The following is an 18,078-nucleotide window of genomic DNA, read 5'->3' on the forward strand; positions in this document are numbered from 1 at the left end:
CCCCCCTTGAGGGGGCTACCGCATGCACACATCGTGTTTGAAGCCGGAGACAGCTTGGGGAAAGCCTGAAGTCTGGTCACTCAGGTACGGTCTTTCAGCTCCCCTCCCCCTCGTGGGGAGGGGTTAGGGGTGGGGGGAAAGGCCTTTCCGTCTGGCGGGGCATTCATTGATTTCATACAGCTGCCCCTCCGGTGCCTATTCAGGAAAAGTTCCATTTTTCAAACCCTTGCAGGCTCAGCCCCCCACCCCTTACCCCTCCCCACGAGGGGGAGGGGGGCGGAGAGGTTCTGCCGGAAAGCAGATGCATCGTTGCGGGCGGTGTCCGGACCTGATGTGTGAATCCGGTGGCCTCAAGGGGGAGGGGGACTGAAAGGCCGTGCCGGAAAGCTGAGGCCTCACTGCAGTCACGTGGCAGAACCCCCGCTGCTTACTTGATGTAGCCGCCGCGGGTCATTTCGCGGACGGTCATGGTCTGGGCCTGGGCGAGCGCGTCATCGACGGACATCTGGCCGGCGAGGGCTGCCGAGAAGAGCTGGCCGACCGAGGTGCCGAGGCTCTGGAACTCGGGAATGGCCACGAACTGCACGCCCACATAAGGCACCGGCTTGACGGTGGGGTTCTTCGGGTCGGCGGCGTTGATGGAGTCCAGCGTCATCTTCGCAAAGGGCGCTGCGGCCTGGTACTCGGCATTTTCATAAAGCGAGGTGCGGGTGCCGGGGGGAACGTTGGCCCAGCCTTCCTTCGAGGCGACCAGCTCCAGATAGGCCTTGCCGGTTGCCCAGGCGATGAACTTTTCCGCCGCTTCCGCCTTCTGCGTGCCGGCCGGGATGGCGAGGTTCCAGGCCCAGAGCCAGTTGCCGCGCTTGCCGAGGCCCGTGTCGGGCGCCAGGGCAAAGCCCACCTGTTCGGCAACGGTGGAGTCCTGCGGGTTCGTCACGAAGGAGGCGGCGACGGTGGCGTCGATCCACATGCCGCACTTGCCCTGCTGGAACAGCGCCAGGTTCTCGTTGAAGCCGTTGGAGGAGGCGCCCTGCGGACCGGCGTCATTCATCAGCTTCACATAGAAGTCGAGGGTGTTCTTCCATTCCGGCTGATCGAACTGCGGCTGCCAGTTCTCGTCAAACCAGCGGGCGCCGAAGGCATTGGACGTGGCCGTCAGGAAGGCCATGTTCTCGCCCCAGCCCGCCTTGCCGCGCAGGCAGATGCCGTTGATGCCATTGGCCCGGTCGGTCATCTTGCGCGCCGCATCGGCGATGAAGTCCCAGGTGGGGGCGTCCGGCATGGTCAGCCCGGCCTTTTCCATCAGGTCCTTGCGGTACATGACGAAAGAGCTCTCGCCATAGAAGGGTGCGGCATAGAGCTTGCCGTCCTCGCCGGTCAGGCCCGAGCGGATGGCCGGCAAGAGGTCGTCCACGTCATAGTCCGCGCCGAGGTTTTCCAGCGGCAGCAGCCAGCCCTGCTTCGTCCAGATCGGCACCTCGTAGGTGCCGATGGTCATGATGTCATACTGGCCGCCCCGGGTGGCGATGTCGGTGGTGACACGCTCGCGCAGGACATTCTCCTCCAGCGTCACCCACTGGACCTGAATGTCCGGATTCTGCGCCGTGAATTCGGAGGTGAGGCCCTGCATGCGGATCATGTCGCCGTTGTTGACCGTCGCAATCGTCAGGGTTTCGGCCGAGGCCATGCCGGCAAGGGCCAGCAGCGAGCCCGCGCCCAGCAGAATCGTCTTCAAGTGCATGTCTTCCTCCCAGAAGAAAATGAGCATTCGCCTTGCTCGTGGGCAATTACTCACTTTGAGCGCGCAAAATGTCAATCCGGATTCCATGCTGCGATGCCGCAAGGATCAGGTAAGAAATTGATATGGCTTGGGAAAAAAATCTTACGTCCGGGAAAGAAGGTGCCGGGCGGCCTCTTCATCGGTGATGAGGCTGTTGATATGCCCGCCCCGCACGGCGGCGAGGATCGCCGCATGCTTGCGCTTGCCCCGGGCGATGCCGGTGACGGTGGAGGTCTGGCGCGAGGGGATTTCGAGGCTGGCGACCCGTTCGTTGACCGGGTGATCCAGCAGCTTGCCATCCGCGCCGAAGATCCAGCCGCAGATCTCGCCCGCAGCGCCCGCGCGCAGGATGTCTTCCATCTCCTGCGGTTTCAGGAAACCGTCCACCAGCAGCGGTGCGCTCATGTTCATTTCGCCGATGCCGACGAAGGTGACATCGCTGCAGTGCCCGAGGGCGATGGTCGGGGCGACGAGGGGCTGGCTGTGCAGCAGCTTGCGTTCTGCCGGAGAGGAAACGATCACCGGCAGCGGCATGGGGAAATGCGGTGCCTTCACCGCATCGGCCATGGAGAAGATGACGTTGAAATAGGCGGCCGAGCCGTCCGGGCTGATGTTGCCGGTGAGCGAGACGATCTTGTGCTGCGGGCAGTCCAGCGGCGGCAGCTGATCGATCACGGCGCGCAGTGTCCGCCCCGTGCCCATGGCAATGACGAGCGGTTCGCTCTGCTTCAGCCAGCGCTCCAGCTGGGCGGCACCGGCCTCGGCAACGCCGACCGTGGCCGATTCTGCGGCCGGATCGGTGGGCACGATCTCCACATCCTTGAGGCCCCAGCGCGCCTTCACCGCTTCGGCCAGTTCCAGGCAGGCGGCGATCGGGTGATCGAGGCGCACCTTGATCAGCCGTTCGGCCACCGACAGCGACACCAGCCGCTGCGCGCTCTGGCGCGAGATGCCCATGGCGGCGGCGATTTCGTCCTGGGTGCGGCCCGCGACGTAATAGAGCCAGCCGGCCCTTGCCGCATCATCCAGCCTCGTCTGCCCTTCGCCACGTTTCGCCATGAAAGCTTTCCCCGTCTCTGGCGACAGTGCTGCCAATTTTGCCCGCCGCTGTCAAACCGGCCGCTTGCGCGGGTGATGGTACAGAACGGTATCGTTGAAGATGTAGAGCAGAAGAAAGATACCTTTCTGTATCTTTTTTGCATATCCCACATCAATGCTACAGAAAGGTATCATCTTGTGGTGCTCAGCTCATGATGCTACAGATGTGTAGCAGATTGGTGAGGTGCAGATGGCATTGTCTCCGGCAGAAGAGCGGCTGGCACGGGAGTTTGGCGCAGCCATCCGGGCGCGGCGCAAGGCGCTGGCGTATACGCAGGCAGATCTTGCCGGCATGATCGGCACCAACCGCCGTTTCATCAGCGAGCTGGAGCGGGGCAAGGGCACCAGCCATCTCGGCCCCGCGCTGGCCGCCGCCGAAGCGCTCGGCCTGCGCATCGGCGCGCTGCTGGCAGGCCCGCTGCAAACCTCCCCCAGTCCGCTTCCGCCCTTGTGAGGAGCTGAGCCTTGCAGCTTTTCTACGAGCGTCATCTGGCAGGCAGCATCACGGAGCGGGACGGGCGCGCGCCGTCGTCACCCATGTCACGCTTGACCGCTAATATGACCCGGCAGCGCTGCCGTTGAGCAGCGGGGCGAGGTAGGGGCCGGTGAGCATGGTGTCCACGTCGAGGGAGGCCGGGTCGAGCATGCCCGTTGCGGCCAGTTTGCCGCTGGCAAGGCCGCTGATCAGCGTGGCGGCATAGGCGGTGGCCGTGGCGGTGAGGGCGTTGACCATTGCAGGGCGGGTGCCGCTGTCTGTCCCTTCACGTGTGCCGAAGCCTGCGGGGCCAAACAGGGGGCCATGCGGGGGGCCGAAGCGCAGGCATTGGGTCCGCTCCACCGGCTGGCGGCCGCGCATGGCCTTCACTGTCAGCATCACATGCAGCACGTCATCCTCCACCACCGGCAGCCCGTTGCAGAGCAGCGACTTCAGCATGTCGCGGCGCTGGCGCAGGCCAAGGTCATCCAGCAGAAAGCGCATGTAGTCCAGATGGCCGGGATAGCGCAGGGTCTTGAAGGTGACGCTGCGCGGGGAGAACCGGGCCACCGCATCCAGATCCCCCAGCCCGCCCGACGTGGTGAAGGCCTCGAAGGCGACGCCATCGATGTTGAGGCGCTCGTAATCCTCCAGCGGCGACAGTTCCGTGCTGCGGCCCTCGCGCAGGGCGGTGCAGGGGCGGGTGTATTCGTCGATCAGCCCGTCCACATGCCAGATCTGGCCATAGCCCAGCCGGTTGGCGGGATAGCGGGGCAGGGCGCCGACGCGGATGATGAGATCGGACACCGGCGCATAGCGTTTCAGCAGGGCGCAGGCGAGGGTTCCGGCAAGGCCGGGCGACACGCCGCAGCCGGGCAGCACGGCGCGGGTTGCCGCCAGCTCCTCCAGCGGCTGGCGGGCCGCTGCTGGCGTGGCGATGAAATCGAGATAGTGGACGCGGGCGCGCCGGGCAGCCTCTGCCACGGCGGCGACGGCGCTGTCCGGCACGGCGGCCACCACGAGATCCTCGCCCGCCAGAACCGTGTGCAGCTCCTCCCCATGGCACAGGAGGCGTGTTTCCAGCGGCGCAGTTGCGTGGCGCAAGCCGTCGAGCGCATCCTCGGAGCGGTCAAGCACCCGCACCCGGAAGCCGGCATCCTGTGCCAGCAGGGCGGCAAGGGCCGTGCCCACCCGCCCTGCACCCACGATAGAGATCTTGAAGCCGGACATGGCTTTCTTGCCTTTCTGTCAGGGCCGGAAACGGGCCACAAACGCCTGGAGACGGGGATTTTCCGGGTTGAGGATGACGCTGTCCGGCGTGCCGCTTTCGGCGATGACGCCCTGGTCGAGAAACAGCACCCGTCCGGCAACTTCGGCGGCGAAGGCCATTTCGTGGGTGACGATGGCCATGGTCATGCCCTGTTCGGCGAGCGAGCGGATGACGGCCAGAACCTCGCTGACGAGTTCCGGATCAAGGGCGCTGGTCACCTCGTCCAGCAGCAGAACCTCCGGCTCCATGGCCAGGGCCCGGGCAATGGCCACCCGCTGCTTCTGCCCGCCCGAGAGATGGTTGGGGTAGGCCGCGTGTTTTTCGGCAAGGCCGACCTTCGCCAGCAGGTCCATGGCCAGCTCTTCGGCTTCCCGGCGCGGCCTGCGGCAGACGGTGACCGGCCCTTCGGTCACGTTCTGCAGCACGGTCATGTGCGGAAACAGGTTGAAGTGCTGAAACACCATGCCGACATGGCGGCGCAAGGTGCCGATGCCGATCTTGCCGGCACTGTCGCGGAAACTGTCGCCCACCGGCTGCTGACGGAAACGGATCTCGCCGCCGGTCGGATGCTCCATGCGGTTGAGGCAGCGGATGAAGGTGGATTTGCCCGAGCCTGACGGCCCGATCAGGGCCACCACTTCGCCGCGGCTGAGGCTGAGATCAAGGCCCTTGAGGACGTGGTGATTGCCATAGCTCTTCTGCAGCCCGGAGGCTTCGATCACCGGGCCTGCGGCGGCACGGCTGATTTCGCTGGTCATGCCCTTCTCCTTCAATCGCTCACGCGCAGCCGCTTTTCCACCCGGTCGGCGATCTGCGTCACGGGCAGCAGCACCGCGATGTAGAGGACGGCCATGACCGTGTAGGATTCGAGCGGGCGGTAGGTCTGGCCGTTGACGACGGCCGCCATGTAGGCCAGGTCGGCCACCGAGATCACCGACACCAGCGAGGTGTTCTTGAACTGGATGACGGACTGGTTGATGAAGGACGGCAGCATCCGCTTCAGCGCCTGCGGCAGGATGATGCGCTGCATCGACTGCCAGGGGCTCATGCCGATCGCGGCGGCCGCCTCGCGCTGGCCCCGGTCGATCGAGACGATGCCGCCCCGGAAGATCTCCGCATAAAAGGCCCCGACATAGAGCGACAGGGTCAGCATGGCGGCCACCCGGTTGTCGATGGTTCCGCCCACCAGCAGCGGGAAGGCGTAGTAGAACCACAGCAGCTGAACCAGAAGCGGCGTGCAGCGGAAGATTTCCTGATAGGTGCGGGCGGTGAGGTCTAGCACCTTCCAGCCGGACAGGCGCATGGCGCAGGTGAGAAAGCCGATCAGCACCCCGAACAGGATGGAGCCTGCCGTGTAGAGGACGCTGATCCAGAGCCCCCACAGGAACAGATCCCTGTATTGCCAGGCGGAGTGAAAATCCCAGGTGTAGGTCACGATCCGCCTCCTGTTCTGCCGGGGGCCGGCGCATGTGATGTGTCAGTCATTCTGGTCCCTCTGGTTCTTCCGGTTCTTGTGTTTCTTGGCCGCCTGGCGGTCTTTCCGCCGCCGGGCATGGCAGGCGCTTTGCCGGGTCAGCAGGTGCTGCCGGAAAAGCTGCCGGATGCCGAGCCGAAACGGCTCAGAACGGCGGCAATGGTCTGGCGGCTCCGGTCGGAGACGGGCACCATCGGCAGGCGCATCTCGGGTCCGGCGAGATTGGCGAGGGCGAGCGCCGCCTTCACCGGACCGGGATTGGACTCGATGAACATGCTGCCGGCAAGCTCCGCGACCAGTTCATGCACCGCCAGCGCACGGGCCGTGTCGCCCTGTTCCCACGCCTTCACCAGTTCCACCATCTCGCGCGGGGCGATGTTGGAGACGACGCTGGTGACACCGCAGGCGCCGAGCGACAGGAATGGCAGCGTCAGGCCATCGTCGCCCGAATGAATGATGAGGCGGCTGCCGCAGGCCTGCCGCAGCTCCGTGACGCGTGACGGTGACCCGCCCGCTTCCTTGATCGCGACGATGTTGGCGTGCATGTCCATCAGCCCGGCGCAGGTTTCCGGGGCAATCTCGACGCCGCAGCGGCCGGGCACCGAATAGAGCACCACCGGCAGGGAGGTTGCCTTCGCCACGGCGCTGTAATGGGCGGTGAGCCCGGCCTGTCCCGGCTTGTTGTAATAGGGGGTGACGACGAGCACGCCATCGGCCCCGGCTGCTTCCGCCCGGCGCACCTTTTCCACGGCCTTTGCCGTGTCATTGGCGCCTGCGCCCGCGAGGATGAAGGCGCGGCCCCGGGCCAGTTCCACCGTCCGGCGGATCAGGTCTTCGGCTTCCGCATCGGACAGGGTTGCCGCTTCGCCGGTGGTGCCCACGGGCACAAGGCCCGTGACCCCGGCTGCAAGCTGGCGTTCCACCAGGGCGGCATAGGCATCATGGTCGATGCCGCCGTTGCGGAACGGGGTGACGAGGGCGGTGAAGACACCGCGGAAACGGTCAGAAAGCTGTGTCATGGGGCTCTCCCGTGGACGTCATGTGGTCTGGGTGTCGGCGAGCGTGTAACGCCCGCAGTCTGGTCTGGCCGTGCGGAGCCAGCTGGCGGCAGCCATTGCGCCTTCGGCATAGGCTGCCAGTGTGTGAACCTGATAGGAGAGCGTCAGCCCGGCGGACCCCAGGTCAAAGCGCACCTCGTTGATGCCGGTGACATCGCCCTCGCGGTTGACGGTGATGTCCGGTTCGCTCGCTGCAAAGCCCATGGCCTTGCTCCGCGCCTTTCGCACGGTTTCCGCCAGCCAGCGGGAGGTGCCGGACGGTTCGGCCTTCTTGCGGGCGTGATAGACCTCCCGCACCGTGGCCTCGGCGCCCGGCATGGTGCTGGCAAAGCGTGCCGCGCACTGGCGGAAAGCCTCAAAGCCAAGGGCGAAATTGGCGCTGATCACCATCGGCCGGTGGGCGGACCAGCCGGTCAGCTGATCCTCCTGCGCCTTGGAAAAGCCCGTCGTGCCGATGACGCAGGGCAGCGGGCTGCGGCCGATCTGCTCCTGCAGCCAGAGCGAGGCGGCAGGGGCCGAGAAGTCGATGATCACATCGCAGCGGGTGTTCATGGCCGCCTCTGCGGGCCGGTATTCCAATGCGCCGCCCGCCACCGGCTGCCCCACATGGCGTGAGGTGGGCGAGACAAGCGCGGCCACCAGCTCCAGCCCCGGACTGGCCAGCACCAGTTCCACCAGCTGTGTGCCGACACGGCCGGATGCTCCGAAGATCGAGATCCGCATTGCTCCTGCTCCTCCTGCCAGCTCTGGCGATGCTGGCGCATCATGCCTTGAAATTGCTCATGCCTCGCGCGGGCTGGCGTCAGTCGATCACCACCTTGGTTTCGGACATCTCCCGCAAGGTGATGCGCACCCCCTCGCGGCCCAGCCCGCTGCGCTTGATGCCGCCGAAGGGCACATGTTCGGCGCGGAAGTCCGGTCCCTCGTTGATCATGACACCGCCCACCGCCAGCTCGCGGGAGAACAGCTTCACCAGCGCATGATCATTGGTGAAGACCCCGGCCTGCAGGCCATAGTCGCCCGCATTCACCTCGCAGATGGCGGCCGCCGGATCGCGGAAGCTGCGGATGGCGATGACCGGCCCGAAGGTTTCCTCGGCAATGACCGGAGCATCGGCAGCCACATTGCGCAGGACCGTTGGGGCCACGAGCGTGCCCTCACGGGTGCCACCGGCCAGAAGCTTTGCGCCGCCTGCAAGTGTCTGGCTGATCCGGCTCTCCACCAGAGCGGCAGCTGCCTCGTCGATGACCGGGCCCATCACCGTGTCCGCCAGCCGGGGATCGCCTGTGCGTATGCGTGCGACTTCGCCCAGCAGCCGGGCGGTGAATTCCTCTTCGATGTCCTCATGCAGGTAGAGCTTCTTCACCGCAGCGCAGCTCTGACCGGCGATTTCAAAGCGGTGGCCGATGGCCGTCGCCACGGCCTGGTCGAGATCCGCATCCGGCAGCACGAACAAGGGGTCATTGCCGCCCAGTTCCATCAGGCACCGCACCAGTCCGCTGGCCGCCTTCAGCGCAAGCCCGGCCGCCGGGCCGCCGGTGAAGGACAGAAGGTCGATGGGCGCGCGGGCCAGCGATAGGGCCGTTTCAGCGCCGCCATGCACCACCTGGAACAGCCCGTCCGGCCAGCCCGCCTTTGCGGCGAGATCACAGAGCATGGCAGCGGCCAGCGGGGCTTTGGGCGAGGGCTTGGCGATCACCGCATTGCCCGCGGCAATGGCCGGCCCCAGCTTGTGGCACAAGAGGTTGAGCGGATAGTTGAAGGGCGTGATGGCCCCGACAACGCCCACCGGCTGATAGGTGATGGTGGCCAGCCGGTCGGCGCCGCCCTCGACGATGGCGCAATGCAGCGCCTCGCCGTCAAGGAAGGTGGCTGCATCGCCCGAGAGCCGCAGGGTGTTCTGGGCGCGGCGCACTTCATTGCGGGCCTCCGTGATCGTCTTGCCCATCTCGTTGCAGATGGTGCGGGCGAGTTCCTCCGCATGGGCGGCAATCTGCGCGGCCAGGGCCTCCAGCAGCTTGCGGCGCAGCGCCGGGGTGGAGTGCCGGAAGTCGGCCTGTGCCTTGCGGGCGCGGGCGAGGGCGGCGAGAACCTCCGCCCCGGTGCTGACCGGAACTTCTCCTGCGAGTGCCCCATCAAAGGGGTTGCGCACCTCGATGGCAGCAGCGCTGGCAGAGGAGAGAGTTGGAGAGAGGGTTGGGGCGGTCTGGACCGGCAGTGTCATTGTGTGGCCTCTTCAGCGTGGTCAGCCTTGCCGGGCTCAAGCCGGATCAGGCTGGAAATGGGAACGGGGCGGACAGGCCAGCGGTGGCCGGTGATCGTGGAAACGGGCAGGCTGCTGCCGGTCAGTTCGGCCACTGCGGCAGCGGTGTTGGCGGCGCAGAACCGGCCCTGGCAGGCGCCCATGGCAAAGCGCCCGTTCAGCTTCAGCTCACGGCCGGAGAGGCCGGGGTCTGCGGTGAAAAGCTTGCGCAGATCGCCCATTGTCCTGCCTTCGCAGCGGCAGAGCGCCGTGTCATCCGGCAGGGCGGTGAAGTGCTGTGCTCCGCCTTGCGGCGAGAAGGCGCGGGCGATGAGGTCCTGCATCTTCCCGTATCGGCTTGTCGCGGTTTTCAGCCGCTGCTGCAGGCGCTCCGCAGGCTCTGTCCGGCCCGCGAGCACGTGAAGGCAGATCTCTCCGGCGGTCTCTCCGCTGCACGCGGCGGCAGGGGCGCCGAGGGCCTCCCGGCAATCCCCGGCATGCAGCACCAGCGGATGGCCGGGCGCATTTTGCGAACTGCCTGAAGGAGCAAGGCCGAAGCTGTTTTCGGCAAGGCCGTCATGCAGCGCGACGCGGTCTGCGGCCAGCGTGTGCGCCCTGCCATGCCGGTCCTGCCACTGCGCCGCAAGGCCGTCTGCCGCCGCTTCGATGCCGGTCAGCCTTGCACCCCGGTGCCAGGGCACACGGGCGGTGAGAAGGGAGGCCACATAGCCGCCGGCCTCCAGACAGAGGCCGGGCCAGCGCAGCAGGCCGAGCCCCGCGCTGAGTTGCCGCAAGGGATCACCCGCCTCGATGACGGCCAGCGGCGGGGTGCCAAGGCGGGCAAGCTGGGCGGCCACGGCCAGCAGCAGCGGGCCGGATCCGGCCAGAACGGTGCGCCCGGCCGGGGCTCTGCCCGTTTCCTTCATCATCACCTGCAGCCCGCCGGCCGTCACCACACCGGGCAGCGTCCAGCCGGGGCGCGGCAGCACGCGCTCCACGGCCCCGGTGGCAAGGCACAGGATGCGGCAGCGGAAGGTCTTCACCTGACCGGCCTTCCGGTCCTCCAGCATGACGAGGCCGTCCGCATCGAGGCCAAGATAGAGGTGTTCCGGCAGGCGCTGGATCGCGGGTGTGTTTTCAAGACCCGCAAACAGCCGGTCCCGCAGGCGCTTCTGCGCTCTGGCCAGGGACAGGGGCCGCACGCCGGGAATGGCGTTGCGGAAGATGGCGCCGCCGGGGCCGGGCCGCTGGTCCGCCAGCAGCACGCTGGCGCCGCCGCGCGCTGCGGTGAGGGCGCAGGCCATTCCCGCCGGGCCGCTGCCGATGACGATGACATCGTGAAAGGACTGGCCGTCAGCCTGCATCATTGCCTCCTGCGCTGGCAGGCGTCACCGGCCGGACCTCGCTGCCGCTGCGGGCGGGGGTCAGGCAGGCCTCGCGGATGGTGCCATCAACCAGCACGGCACAGGCCTGACAGGCACCGATGCCGCAGAAATAGCGGGCGGGCTGGCCGTTTGCGTCTGTGCCGAGGTGCAGAATGCGGGCCGCTGTCAGCGCCGCTGCAATGGTTTCGCCCGGACGGAAGGAGACGGTCTCGCCGCACCAGAAAAAGCTCGGGCCACTCATGCGGCAAACCTCAGGCTGGCGAAGCGGTCCGGCGCGAAGGGGGCCAGATCCAGCTCCGGCTCCCGGCCGCAGATGAGCGCTGCCATGGCCTTGGCCACCACCGGGCCAAGGCAGATGCCGTCGCCCTCAAAGCCGGTGAGAATGTAGCCATTGGTGCAGCCGGGCAGGCGCCCGGCAAGTGGAAGGGCATCGGCAACGGCGGTGCGTGCGCCAGCGAAGCTGCGCAGCAGCCGCAGGTGCGCAAGGCCGGGCACCAGATCTGCGGCCTGCCGCAGCATGGTGCTCACGGCCTCAAGGTCCGTCTGGCGGGTGTCGCCGTGGTCCTCACGCGTGCCGCCGATGAGAAACTGTCCTGTCCGCAGCGGGTCGATGACAAGGCCGAAGCCGCGCTGATCCCTGGCGCCTGCCGCCTTCTGGCTGCCTTTCGACAGGAGATAGCGGCCCGACATGATCGAGCCCGGCATGCCGGCACTCAAAGCCCGGTCCCGCTCGGTGACCAGAAGCTGGCCCTTGCGCGGGGTCAGCACACCGGAAAGGCCGAGCAGGGCGGAAGTGCCGTTGCCGGTGGCGATCAGCAGCGCCCCGGCATCCAGGGTGCCCTTGCTGGTGTGCACGCCGGTGATGCGGCTGCCATCGGCGCAGGTCAGGAGGCCTTCCACCTTGCAATTGCGGTGAACCGTGGCCCGCGATGCGCTCAGCAGCCGGTGGACGACCTGATAGCCGATGGCGTGGCCCTCGCCATGCACTTCCAGCACAAGGCAGGCAGCGGGCGAAAGCGCGGGGAACCGGCGGACGATCGCGGGGCCGGAGAAGGCAGTGACCCTGATCCCGGCGCTGGCAAGGGCGGCCCCGTGCCGCTCCAGCACGGCTTCCTCTTCGGCGGTGGAGGCCACGATGAAGGTGGAGCGCTCGTGGAATTCGGCGGCCAGCAGCCCTTCCTGCGCCAGTGACCGGTAGAGCGCGATGCCTTTGAGGGCCGCGCTCATCAGCGGGCCCGGCCGCTTGCTGGCGACGGAGACCGCACCATCCGACGCGCCCGAGGCTCCGGCCGCAGGCATTGCCGCGTCGAGAACTTCGACGTTCAGGCCCTGCCGGGCGAGAAAATAGGCAGCCGCACTCCCGGCAATGCCGGCCCCGGCGATGATGATGGGAGAAGTCTGCGCGAGCGGCGTGTCCACCGTCTGGTCCCCTTGTTCTGACTTGCGCCCAAGTGTGAGGCGGCAGACGGGGCAGCGTCGATACAAGAACACAGCATTCCCTGTTCCTGAATTTTGTATCGGCTAACTCATTTCCGGCCATTATGGCGGAGAGAGAGAGGTAGACCAGCATGGCCAAGATCAGCCTGACACTCATTCAGACATTCTACGAAGTCGCCCGCCATGGCTCGTTTTCGGGCGCAGCGCGGGAGCTCAATCTGAGCTATCAGTCCGCCGCCAATCATGTGAGGCGGCTGGAGCAGCTGCTGAACGGACGGCTGATCGAGACCGAGCAGGGCGCCAAGCGGATCATCCTCACGCCAAGGGGGGTGATGCTCTACAACCTGCTTTATCCGGAACTCGACATCATGCTGGAGCGGTTGACGAAGCTGATCGAGAACCAGCGGACCGCGCTGCGGGTCGGCATGCCGCAGGCGATCTTCTTCTACCTGTTTCCGAAGGTGCTGAGCCGCTTCCGCGCCCAGTTCCCCGACATGGAATTCGCCGTCTACGAGCGCGATACGGTGCTTGCCGAGCTGGTGAAGAACGGCAGTCTCGACATCTGCATCTCCGAACGCTACTTCGGCGATCCCGTCGTGCCGCAGCGGCAGCTCGGCACCTACCGGCTCAGTCTGGTCTATCCGCAGTCCTGGGGCGCCCCGCCCGAGGTGCGCGACATTCCCCGCTGGGCGCGGGACAAGCCCTTCATCACCTTCGAGCCGGGCCAGACCCTGCGCAATCTGACGATGGATTTTCTCAGCCGCGACGGGGCCAACGTCCAGCCCACGATCACCGCCTCCGGCAGTTCCAGCGTCAAGCGCTGCGTGGAGGAGGGGCTGGGCTTTTCGATCATCCCCGAATGGTGCCTGCTGCCCGAGGACCAGGGCATCACCAGCCTGCGCCTCACCAACCTGCCGGAGGTGCGGGTCTATTTCGGCACGGCCGGTTTCCTGCAGAAACATCAGGCCGTGCAGCAGCTGTTTGATGACTGCCGCAAGGAACTGGTCGGCCCGATCCTGGAGGCGCCGCGCGGCAGCGAGCTCAACTATCCGGTGCCGTAGGACGGACCGGCATTCAGGGCGCCCGCGCCACGCTGCGGCAGATCCACCTCTCCGCGCCGCCCCTCCGCGCTGCGCTTCAGCCTCTCCGTTGGGCACTGTGGCCGGTAAACGGCACAGAGTCACCCCGGCCAAGCGCAGCGCGAGCCGGGGCCTACTCATTTGCAGAGGGATGCCGTTGTCCTGAGTGCGGCGACAGGCTCCCCGCCCGGAGCAAGCCGCCGCGCTGCGCTTCAGCCTTTCCGCTCTGCAAGCGAGTGGTTCCCGGATCTCCGCTCCGCTTCGTCCGGGACGACGCCGAGGGGGTGGTGAGGACAGTGTTTCTGCCGCTGGCTTCGCCTTGGTCACTGACGCAGCTCTGGCTTTGGCGGCAAGCCCCACAACCGGGTAACTGGCACTGGGTCACCCCGGCCAAGCGCAGCGCGAGCCGGGGCCTACTCGTTTGCAGAGGGATGCCGTTGTCCTGAGTGCGGCGGCAGGCTCCCGGCCCGGAGCAAGCCTCCGCGCTGTGTTTCAACCTCATCGCTCTGCAAGCGAGTGGTTCCCGGATCTCCGCTCCGCTTCGTCCGGGACGACGCCGAGGGGGTGGTGAGGACAGTGTTTCTGTCGCTGGCTTCGCCTTGGTCACTGACGCAGCTCTGGCTTTGGCGGCAAGCCCCACAACCGGGTAACTGGCACTGGGTCACCCCGGCCAAGCGCAGCGCGAGCCGGGGCCTACTCGTTTGCAGAGGGATTCCGTTGTCCTGAGTGCGGCGGCAGGCTCCCGGCCCGGAGCAAGCATCCGCGCTGCGCTTCAACCTTTCCGCTCTGCAAGCGAGTGGTTCCCGGATCTCCGCTCCGCTTCGTCCGGGACGGCGCTGAATATATGGTGAGGCTCTGGCTCAGGCAGCGCTGCACATATAAAAAACAGGATAAGGGCGGCCTCTTCCTTAGCATTGTTCAATTCCGCGCCCCGGCTAGGCTGAAACCCGGCCAGTAGTGCTGCCGTTCCACTAGAAGATGTGGAGCAGGCAAAAGCAATTCCAGGGGAACAACGGAGGCCCGACAACATGAACTTTCTTGCAAAACTCTGCGGCATCGCCGCCATGGCGCTGGCAGCGGGAACCGCAGCAGCCAGTGCCGGTACGATTGACGATATTCGCGCCCGCGGTGTCCTGCGCATTCCGGCCATCCTCAATGAGGTGCCCTATTTCAACAAGGACCCGCGCACCGGTGAATGGCAGGGCTTCGTCATCGACATGGCCAGCGACATCGCCAAGACGCTGGACGTGAAGCTGGAAGTGGTGGAATCGAGCTGGTCCAACGCCATCCTTGACGTGCAGAGCGGCAAGGTGGACATGGCTTTCGCCGTCACCGCAACGCCGGTCCGCGCCATGTCCGTGTCCTTCTCGGACCCGACCTATTACAACAGCTTCATCATCGTGTCGGCCAAGGACGAGCTGACGGGCAAGACCTGGCAGGATCTCAACGACCCCCAGTACACCTTCGCGGTGGACATGGGATCGGCGCAGGACCTGATTACCCAGCAGTATCTGCCCAATGCCAATATTCTGCGCTTCAAGACGCGCGATGAGGCGATCATCGCAGTCACCACCGGCAAGGCGGATGGCCTCGTCAACACCATGCTGAACGGTCTGGTGATTTCGAAGAAGGCCCCGGCTGTCGGCACCGTGAAGGTTCCGGTGCCGGTGCTCTCGACCCCTTCCGTGATCGCGCTGAACTATGGCACCGACGAAACCTTCAAGAGCTTCGTCTCCGCCTGGGCCGAATACAACCGCCGCATCGGCAACAACCAGACCTGGATCCTGAAGAGCCTTGAGCCCTTCGGCATCACCCTGACCGACATGCCCGAGGGCTTCGGCTTCGGCGGCTGATCAAGCCATCAGGCCACACCACGCAGCGCCCCGCCACAAGCGGGGCGCCTTGCGTTTGAGGGAGGCTTATCCCTCCGCCTCTTCCTTGAACCGCTCAAGCAGCTGGCGGGCGCCGGTGGCGAGCAGGCCGACGTCGTGGCCGATGGCGATGAAACTGGCGCCCATCTGCCGGTAGGTGCGGGCAAGGGCAAGGTCGGTGCTCAGCACGCCGGCGGCCTTGCCGCAGGCGACGATGCGGGCGATGGCATCGGACACCGCCGCCTGCACCTGCGGCGCGCCGGGGCGGCCGAGAAGCCCCATGTCTGCGGCCAGATCCGACGGGCCGATGAAGACGCCGTCCACCCCTTCGACCGCGCAGATGGCTTCGAGATTTTTGAGCGCCATCACGCTTTCGGCCTGCACCAGCAGGCAGATCTCGTCATTGGCGGTTTCCAGATAGCCCTCGACCCGGTTGTAATCCGAGGCCCGCGCCAGCGCCGCGCCCACACCCCGGATGCCGGCCGGCGGATAGCGCACAGCCTGCACGAGGGCAGCGGCCTGATCCGCATCCTGCACCATGGGGATGAGCAGGGTCTGCGCGCCGATGTCGAGCATCTGCTTGATCATCCAGGCCTCTCCCATGGGCGGGCGGATGACCGCATGGGAGGGCGAACCGCGCATGGCGCGCAGCTGTGCGGCGAGCCGTGGCACGTCATTGGGCGCGTGTTCGGCATCCAGCAGCAGCCAGTCATAGCCGGTGCCGGCGCAGATCTCGACGGCGGCCTCGCTGCCGATCGCCTGCCACAGGCCGGTCTGCAACTGCCCTTCGCTGAGGGCCTTCTTGAACGGGTTGACGGGCGCGGGCATCAGGCGTCTCCCTTGGCAAAATGCAGGCTGACGCTGCCATGCGGGCCGAAATCTGCGCTCACCGTGTCGCCGGGCCGGGCCTCGACCGGGCGGATGAAGGAGCCGGCGAGCACGATCTGCCCGGCCTCGATGCCCTCGCCATACTGCGCCAGCCGGTTGGCGAGCCAGGCGACGCCGCGCGCAGGCTGGTTGAGTACGCCCGCGCCAAGGCCGGTTTCCTCCACCTCGCCGTTGCGGCTGACGATGGCGCCCATCCAGCGCATGTCGGTCTGGTCCGGCCGCAGCGCCCGCCCGCCGGTGACGATCCCCGCATTCGCCGCATTGTCGGCGATGGTGTCGCAGACATTGCGCGTCTGTTTCGTTTGCGGGTCCATCCTCAGGATGCGGGTGTCGAGGATCTCGATGGCCGGGGTGACGTAATCCGTGGCGTTGAGCACATCGAAGACGGTGACGCCCGGCCCCTTCAGCGGCGCCTTCATGATGAAGGCGATTTCCGCCTCGATGCGCGGCTGGATGAAGCGCTCTGGCGGGATCTGCGCCCCATCCTCGAACAGCATGTCATCCAGCAGCACGCCGGAATCGGGGATGTTGATGTTGAGCGCATATTGCATGGCCTTGGAGGTGAGGCCGATCTTCCAGCCAATGACGCGCCGCCCCGCCGCCAGCTTGCGCCGCACCCAGGCGGCCTGAATGGCATAGGCATCATCCATGGTCATGCCCGGATGGGCGAGCGACAGCAGCCCGGTCTGGATGCGGCTGCGCTCGGCCTCGTCCAGCTTTGTGGCGGCCTCCTCAATCTGTGTTGCGCTCAGCATCTCACGCCTCCCTTGCCGCATCCGGCATTTCATCCGCGATGGTGTTGCGCAGCGTGCCAAGCCCGTCTGCGCTCACCTCCACCATATCGCCCGGCTTCAGCCACACGGGCGGCTCGGCCCGCGCGCCTGCGCCCGTCGGCGTGCCGGTCACGATCACATCGCCCGGCGCCAGCGTGGTGAAGGTGGAAATGTAGCTGATGAGCCGGGGCACCGGGAACAGCATCCGCCCCGTCCTGTCCTCCTGCCGCAACTCCCCGTTCACCCGCGTCTGCAGGCTGATGTCCTCGATCTGGGCGGGGGAGGTGAGGGGCACCAGCCAGGGGCCCATGGAGCCGGAGGCATCGAAATTCTTGCCCTGCGTGACGTTGAAACGCGCATGGCGCACCCAGTCGCGCAAGGTTCCCTCGTTGCACAGGGTCAGCGCCGCCACATGGGCCAGCGCGTCCGCCTCCGCAATCCGCCGCCCCGCCTTGCCGATGACCACGGCGATCTCGCCCTCATAGTCGAGCTGATGGCTCTCCGGCGGGCGCACCAGCGGCTGGCCGTGGCCGGTGAAGGACCCGGCGAACCGCACGAACAGCGAGGGATAGGCGGCGGCCTCCTTGCCGTCCTTGTATTCCTCGTTGCGGTCGGGAAAATTGACGCCGGTGCAGATGATCTTCTCCGGCCGGGTCACCGGAATGGTGAAGGTGATCTCTGCAAGGCTCATGTCCGGCGAGAACCCGCCGTAGCTTTCGGCAATCTCCGTCAGGCTGCCCTGCGCGATGATGTCCATCAGGCTGGAAAACCGGCCCTTCAGCCGCGCGGACAGATCAATCACCCCATCTCCGGCTACAAGACCGAAGCCCTCACGGTTGCCTGCGGTGCGGAAACTCAGAAAACGCGGCTGGGTCATGGCTGGTTTGTCCTCGTGGTTCTGGTCATGGTGTTGCTGGCTGCTGAACTGAGGCCTCTCCGCCCCCCTCCCCCTGGTGGGGAGGGGGTAGGGGTGGGGGGAGGCCTCCCGGTTTGGCAGAGAAGTGGCCGATTTCCAGTGGCGCTTTGTTCTGATGGCGTTTCTGGAAACTGTTTATCTCTCAGCCGTTTGTGGGCTCAGAGCCCCCCACCCCTCACCCCTCCCCACGAGGGGGAGGGGGGCTGAGACGCTGTGCTCTGAACCAGATGCATCACTGCGGGCGGTGTCCGAGCTCGATGTGTGATCCGGTAGCTCAAGGGGGGAGAGGGGCGCTGCGGCAAAAGGCGAGTGTATTGCCCCTCTCCCTGGTG

At 66.4% G+C, this 18,078-nt stretch carries 17 protein-coding genes; 3 read left to right on the forward strand and 14 right to left on the reverse strand.

All coding sequences use genetic code 11. The features are described from left to right. Positions 1–427 precede the first annotated feature (427 nt). Both AC0CMF_RS23640 and AC0CMF_RS23645 read right to left on the reverse strand, forming a co-directional pair. Positions 428–1,741, reverse strand: a complete 1,314-nt coding sequence (locus AC0CMF_RS23640) for an ABC transporter substrate-binding protein (RefSeq protein ID WP_374630912.1) — start codon at positions 1,739–1,741, stop codon at positions 428–430. Positions 1,742–1,882: 141 nt separating this feature from the next. Further along, positions 1,883–2,839, reverse strand: coding sequence for a sugar-binding transcriptional regulator (locus tag AC0CMF_RS23645; protein ID WP_374630914.1), 957 nt, complete (start codon positions 2,837–2,839; stop codon positions 1,883–1,885). A 229-nt stretch (positions 2,840–3,068) separates the two neighbouring features. On the opposite strand from AC0CMF_RS23645, the gene AC0CMF_RS23650 reads away from it, so the two are divergent. Next, complete coding sequence (locus AC0CMF_RS23650; RefSeq protein WP_186392322.1) at positions 3,069–3,332, forward strand: helix-turn-helix domain-containing protein; 264 nt, start codon at positions 3,069–3,071, stop codon at positions 3,330–3,332. A gap of 99 nt (positions 3,333–3,431) precedes the next feature. Here AC0CMF_RS23650 and AC0CMF_RS23655 read toward each other — a convergent pair whose 3' ends face one another. The 9 genes from AC0CMF_RS23655 to AC0CMF_RS23695 form a co-directional block, all read right to left on the reverse strand. After that, positions 3,432–4,583 (reverse strand): saccharopine dehydrogenase family protein, encoded by a 1,152-nt coding sequence (locus AC0CMF_RS23655; RefSeq protein WP_374630916.1) that lies wholly within the window; start codon positions 4,581–4,583, stop codon positions 3,432–3,434. A gap of 18 nt (positions 4,584–4,601) precedes the next feature. Then, complete coding sequence (locus AC0CMF_RS23660) at positions 4,602–5,381, reverse strand: amino acid ABC transporter ATP-binding protein (protein ID WP_374630918.1); 780 nt, start codon at positions 5,379–5,381, stop codon at positions 4,602–4,604. Between the two features lie 11 nt (positions 5,382–5,392). Next, entirely contained in the window at positions 5,393–6,058 is a 666-nt protein-coding gene (locus AC0CMF_RS23665) for an amino acid ABC transporter permease (RefSeq protein WP_058900953.1), read from the reverse strand. Positions 6,059–6,195: 137 nt separating this feature from the next. Then, the gene (gene dapA / locus AC0CMF_RS23670) at positions 6,196–7,116 is read right to left on the reverse strand and encodes a 4-hydroxy-tetrahydrodipicolinate synthase (protein ID WP_374630920.1); all 921 of its coding nucleotides are present in this window, start codon (positions 7,114–7,116) and stop codon (positions 6,196–6,198) included. Positions 7,117–7,134: 18 nt separating this feature from the next. Then, a complete protein-coding gene (locus AC0CMF_RS23675; protein WP_374630922.1) occupies positions 7,135–7,878 on the reverse strand; it encodes a 4-hydroxy-tetrahydrodipicolinate reductase in 744 nt (247 codons plus the stop codon). A gap of 79 nt (positions 7,879–7,957) precedes the next feature. Next, positions 7,958–9,379, reverse strand: coding sequence for an aldehyde dehydrogenase family protein (locus tag AC0CMF_RS23680; RefSeq protein ID WP_374630924.1), 1,422 nt, complete (start codon positions 9,377–9,379; stop codon positions 7,958–7,960). Further along, positions 9,376–10,761 carry an FAD-dependent oxidoreductase gene (locus AC0CMF_RS23685; protein ID WP_472482485.1) on the reverse strand — a complete coding sequence of 462 codons (1,386 nt, stop codon included), beginning with the start codon at positions 10,759–10,761 and terminating at the stop codon, positions 9,376–9,378. Before AC0CMF_RS23685 ends, AC0CMF_RS23680 begins: the two co-directional genes overlap by 4 nt. Next, on the reverse strand, positions 10,751–11,023 hold the full coding sequence (locus AC0CMF_RS23690) for a 2Fe-2S iron-sulfur cluster-binding protein (protein WP_374630928.1): 273 nt from the start codon (positions 11,021–11,023) through the stop codon (positions 10,751–10,753). The genes AC0CMF_RS23685 and AC0CMF_RS23690 overlap by 11 nt, the downstream gene beginning before the upstream one ends. Beyond that, positions 11,020–12,201, reverse strand: coding sequence for an NAD(P)/FAD-dependent oxidoreductase (locus tag AC0CMF_RS23695; protein WP_374630930.1), 1,182 nt, complete (start codon positions 12,199–12,201; stop codon positions 11,020–11,022). Before AC0CMF_RS23695 ends, AC0CMF_RS23690 begins: the two co-directional genes overlap by 4 nt. Before the next feature lie 149 nt (positions 12,202–12,350). On the opposite strand from AC0CMF_RS23695, the gene AC0CMF_RS23700 reads away from it, so the two are divergent. Then, positions 12,351–13,280 carry a LysR family transcriptional regulator gene (locus AC0CMF_RS23700; protein WP_050473744.1) on the forward strand — a complete coding sequence of 310 codons (930 nt, stop codon included), beginning with the start codon at positions 12,351–12,353 and terminating at the stop codon, positions 13,278–13,280. 1,046 nt (positions 13,281–14,326) lie between these two features. Further along, positions 14,327–15,151, forward strand: coding sequence for a transporter substrate-binding domain-containing protein (locus tag AC0CMF_RS23705; RefSeq protein WP_472482486.1), 825 nt, complete (start codon positions 14,327–14,329; stop codon positions 15,149–15,151). A gap of 66 nt (positions 15,152–15,217) precedes the next feature. Here the strand turns inward: AC0CMF_RS23705 and AC0CMF_RS23710 are convergent, their stop codons facing one another. The 3 genes from AC0CMF_RS23710 to AC0CMF_RS23720 are packed head-to-tail and all read right to left on the reverse strand — an operon-like array spanning position 15,218 to position 17,707. Continuing rightward, a complete protein-coding gene (locus AC0CMF_RS23710; protein ID WP_472482487.1) occupies positions 15,218–15,997 on the reverse strand; it encodes an aldolase/citrate lyase family protein in 780 nt (259 codons plus the stop codon). After that, complete coding sequence (gene hpaH / locus AC0CMF_RS23715; RefSeq protein ID WP_472482488.1) at positions 15,997–16,812, reverse strand: 2-oxo-hept-4-ene-1,7-dioate hydratase; 816 nt, start codon at positions 16,810–16,812, stop codon at positions 15,997–15,999. Before hpaH ends, AC0CMF_RS23710 begins: the two co-directional genes overlap by 1 nt. A 1-nt stretch (position 16,813) precedes the next feature. Continuing rightward, positions 16,814–17,707, reverse strand: coding sequence for a fumarylacetoacetate hydrolase family protein (locus AC0CMF_RS23720; RefSeq protein WP_472482489.1), 894 nt, complete (start codon positions 17,705–17,707; stop codon positions 16,814–16,816). Between the last annotated feature and the right edge of the window lie 371 nt (positions 17,708–18,078).

The organism is Pannonibacter sp. CBAS1226 (assembly GCF_055685825.1).

What these genes read in the sequence shown, in the direction of transcription:
- AC0CMF_RS23675 (WP_374630922.1), bottom strand. Translation starts at nt 7,878, where the DNA reads ATGCGGATCTCGATCTTCGGAGCATCCGGCCGTGTCGGCACACAGCTG.
- AC0CMF_RS23690 (WP_374630928.1), bottom strand. Translation starts at nt 11,023, where the DNA reads ATGAGTGGCCCGAGCTTTTTCTGGTGCGGCGAGACCGTCTCCTTCCGT.
- hpaH (WP_472482488.1), bottom strand. Translation starts at nt 16,812, where the DNA reads ATGCTGAGCGCAACACAGATTGAGGAGGCCGCCACAAAGCTGGACGAG.
- AC0CMF_RS23650 (WP_186392322.1), top strand. Translation starts at nt 3,069, where the DNA reads ATGGCATTGTCTCCGGCAGAAGAGCGGCTGGCACGGGAGTTTGGCGCA.
- AC0CMF_RS23685 (WP_472482485.1), bottom strand. Translation starts at nt 10,761, where the DNA reads ATGCAGGCTGACGGCCAGTCCTTTCACGATGTCATCGTCATCGGCAGC.
- AC0CMF_RS23655 (WP_374630916.1), bottom strand. Translation starts at nt 4,583, where the DNA reads ATGTCCGGCTTCAAGATCTCTATCGTGGGTGCAGGGCGGGTGGGCACG.
- AC0CMF_RS23700 (WP_050473744.1), top strand. Translation starts at nt 12,351, where the DNA reads ATGGCCAAGATCAGCCTGACACTCATTCAGACATTCTACGAAGTCGCC.
- AC0CMF_RS23720 (WP_472482489.1), bottom strand. Translation starts at nt 17,707, where the DNA reads ATGACCCAGCCGCGTTTTCTGAGTTTCCGCACCGCAGGCAACCGTGAG.
- AC0CMF_RS23705 (WP_472482486.1), top strand. Translation starts at nt 14,327, where the DNA reads ATGAACTTTCTTGCAAAACTCTGCGGCATCGCCGCCATGGCGCTGGCA.
- AC0CMF_RS23680 (WP_374630924.1), bottom strand. Translation starts at nt 9,379, where the DNA reads ATGACACTGCCGGTCCAGACCGCCCCAACCCTCTCTCCAACTCTCTCC.
- AC0CMF_RS23640 (WP_374630912.1), bottom strand. Translation starts at nt 1,741, where the DNA reads ATGCACTTGAAGACGATTCTGCTGGGCGCGGGCTCGCTGCTGGCCCTT.
- dapA (WP_374630920.1), bottom strand. Translation starts at nt 7,116, where the DNA reads ATGACACAGCTTTCTGACCGTTTCCGCGGTGTCTTCACCGCCCTCGTC.
- AC0CMF_RS23710 (WP_472482487.1), bottom strand. Translation starts at nt 15,997, where the DNA reads ATGCCCGCGCCCGTCAACCCGTTCAAGAAGGCCCTCAGCGAAGGGCAG.
- AC0CMF_RS23660 (WP_374630918.1), bottom strand. Translation starts at nt 5,381, where the DNA reads ATGACCAGCGAAATCAGCCGTGCCGCCGCAGGCCCGGTGATCGAAGCC.
- AC0CMF_RS23645 (WP_374630914.1), bottom strand. Translation starts at nt 2,839, where the DNA reads ATGGCGAAACGTGGCGAAGGGCAGACGAGGCTGGATGATGCGGCAAGG.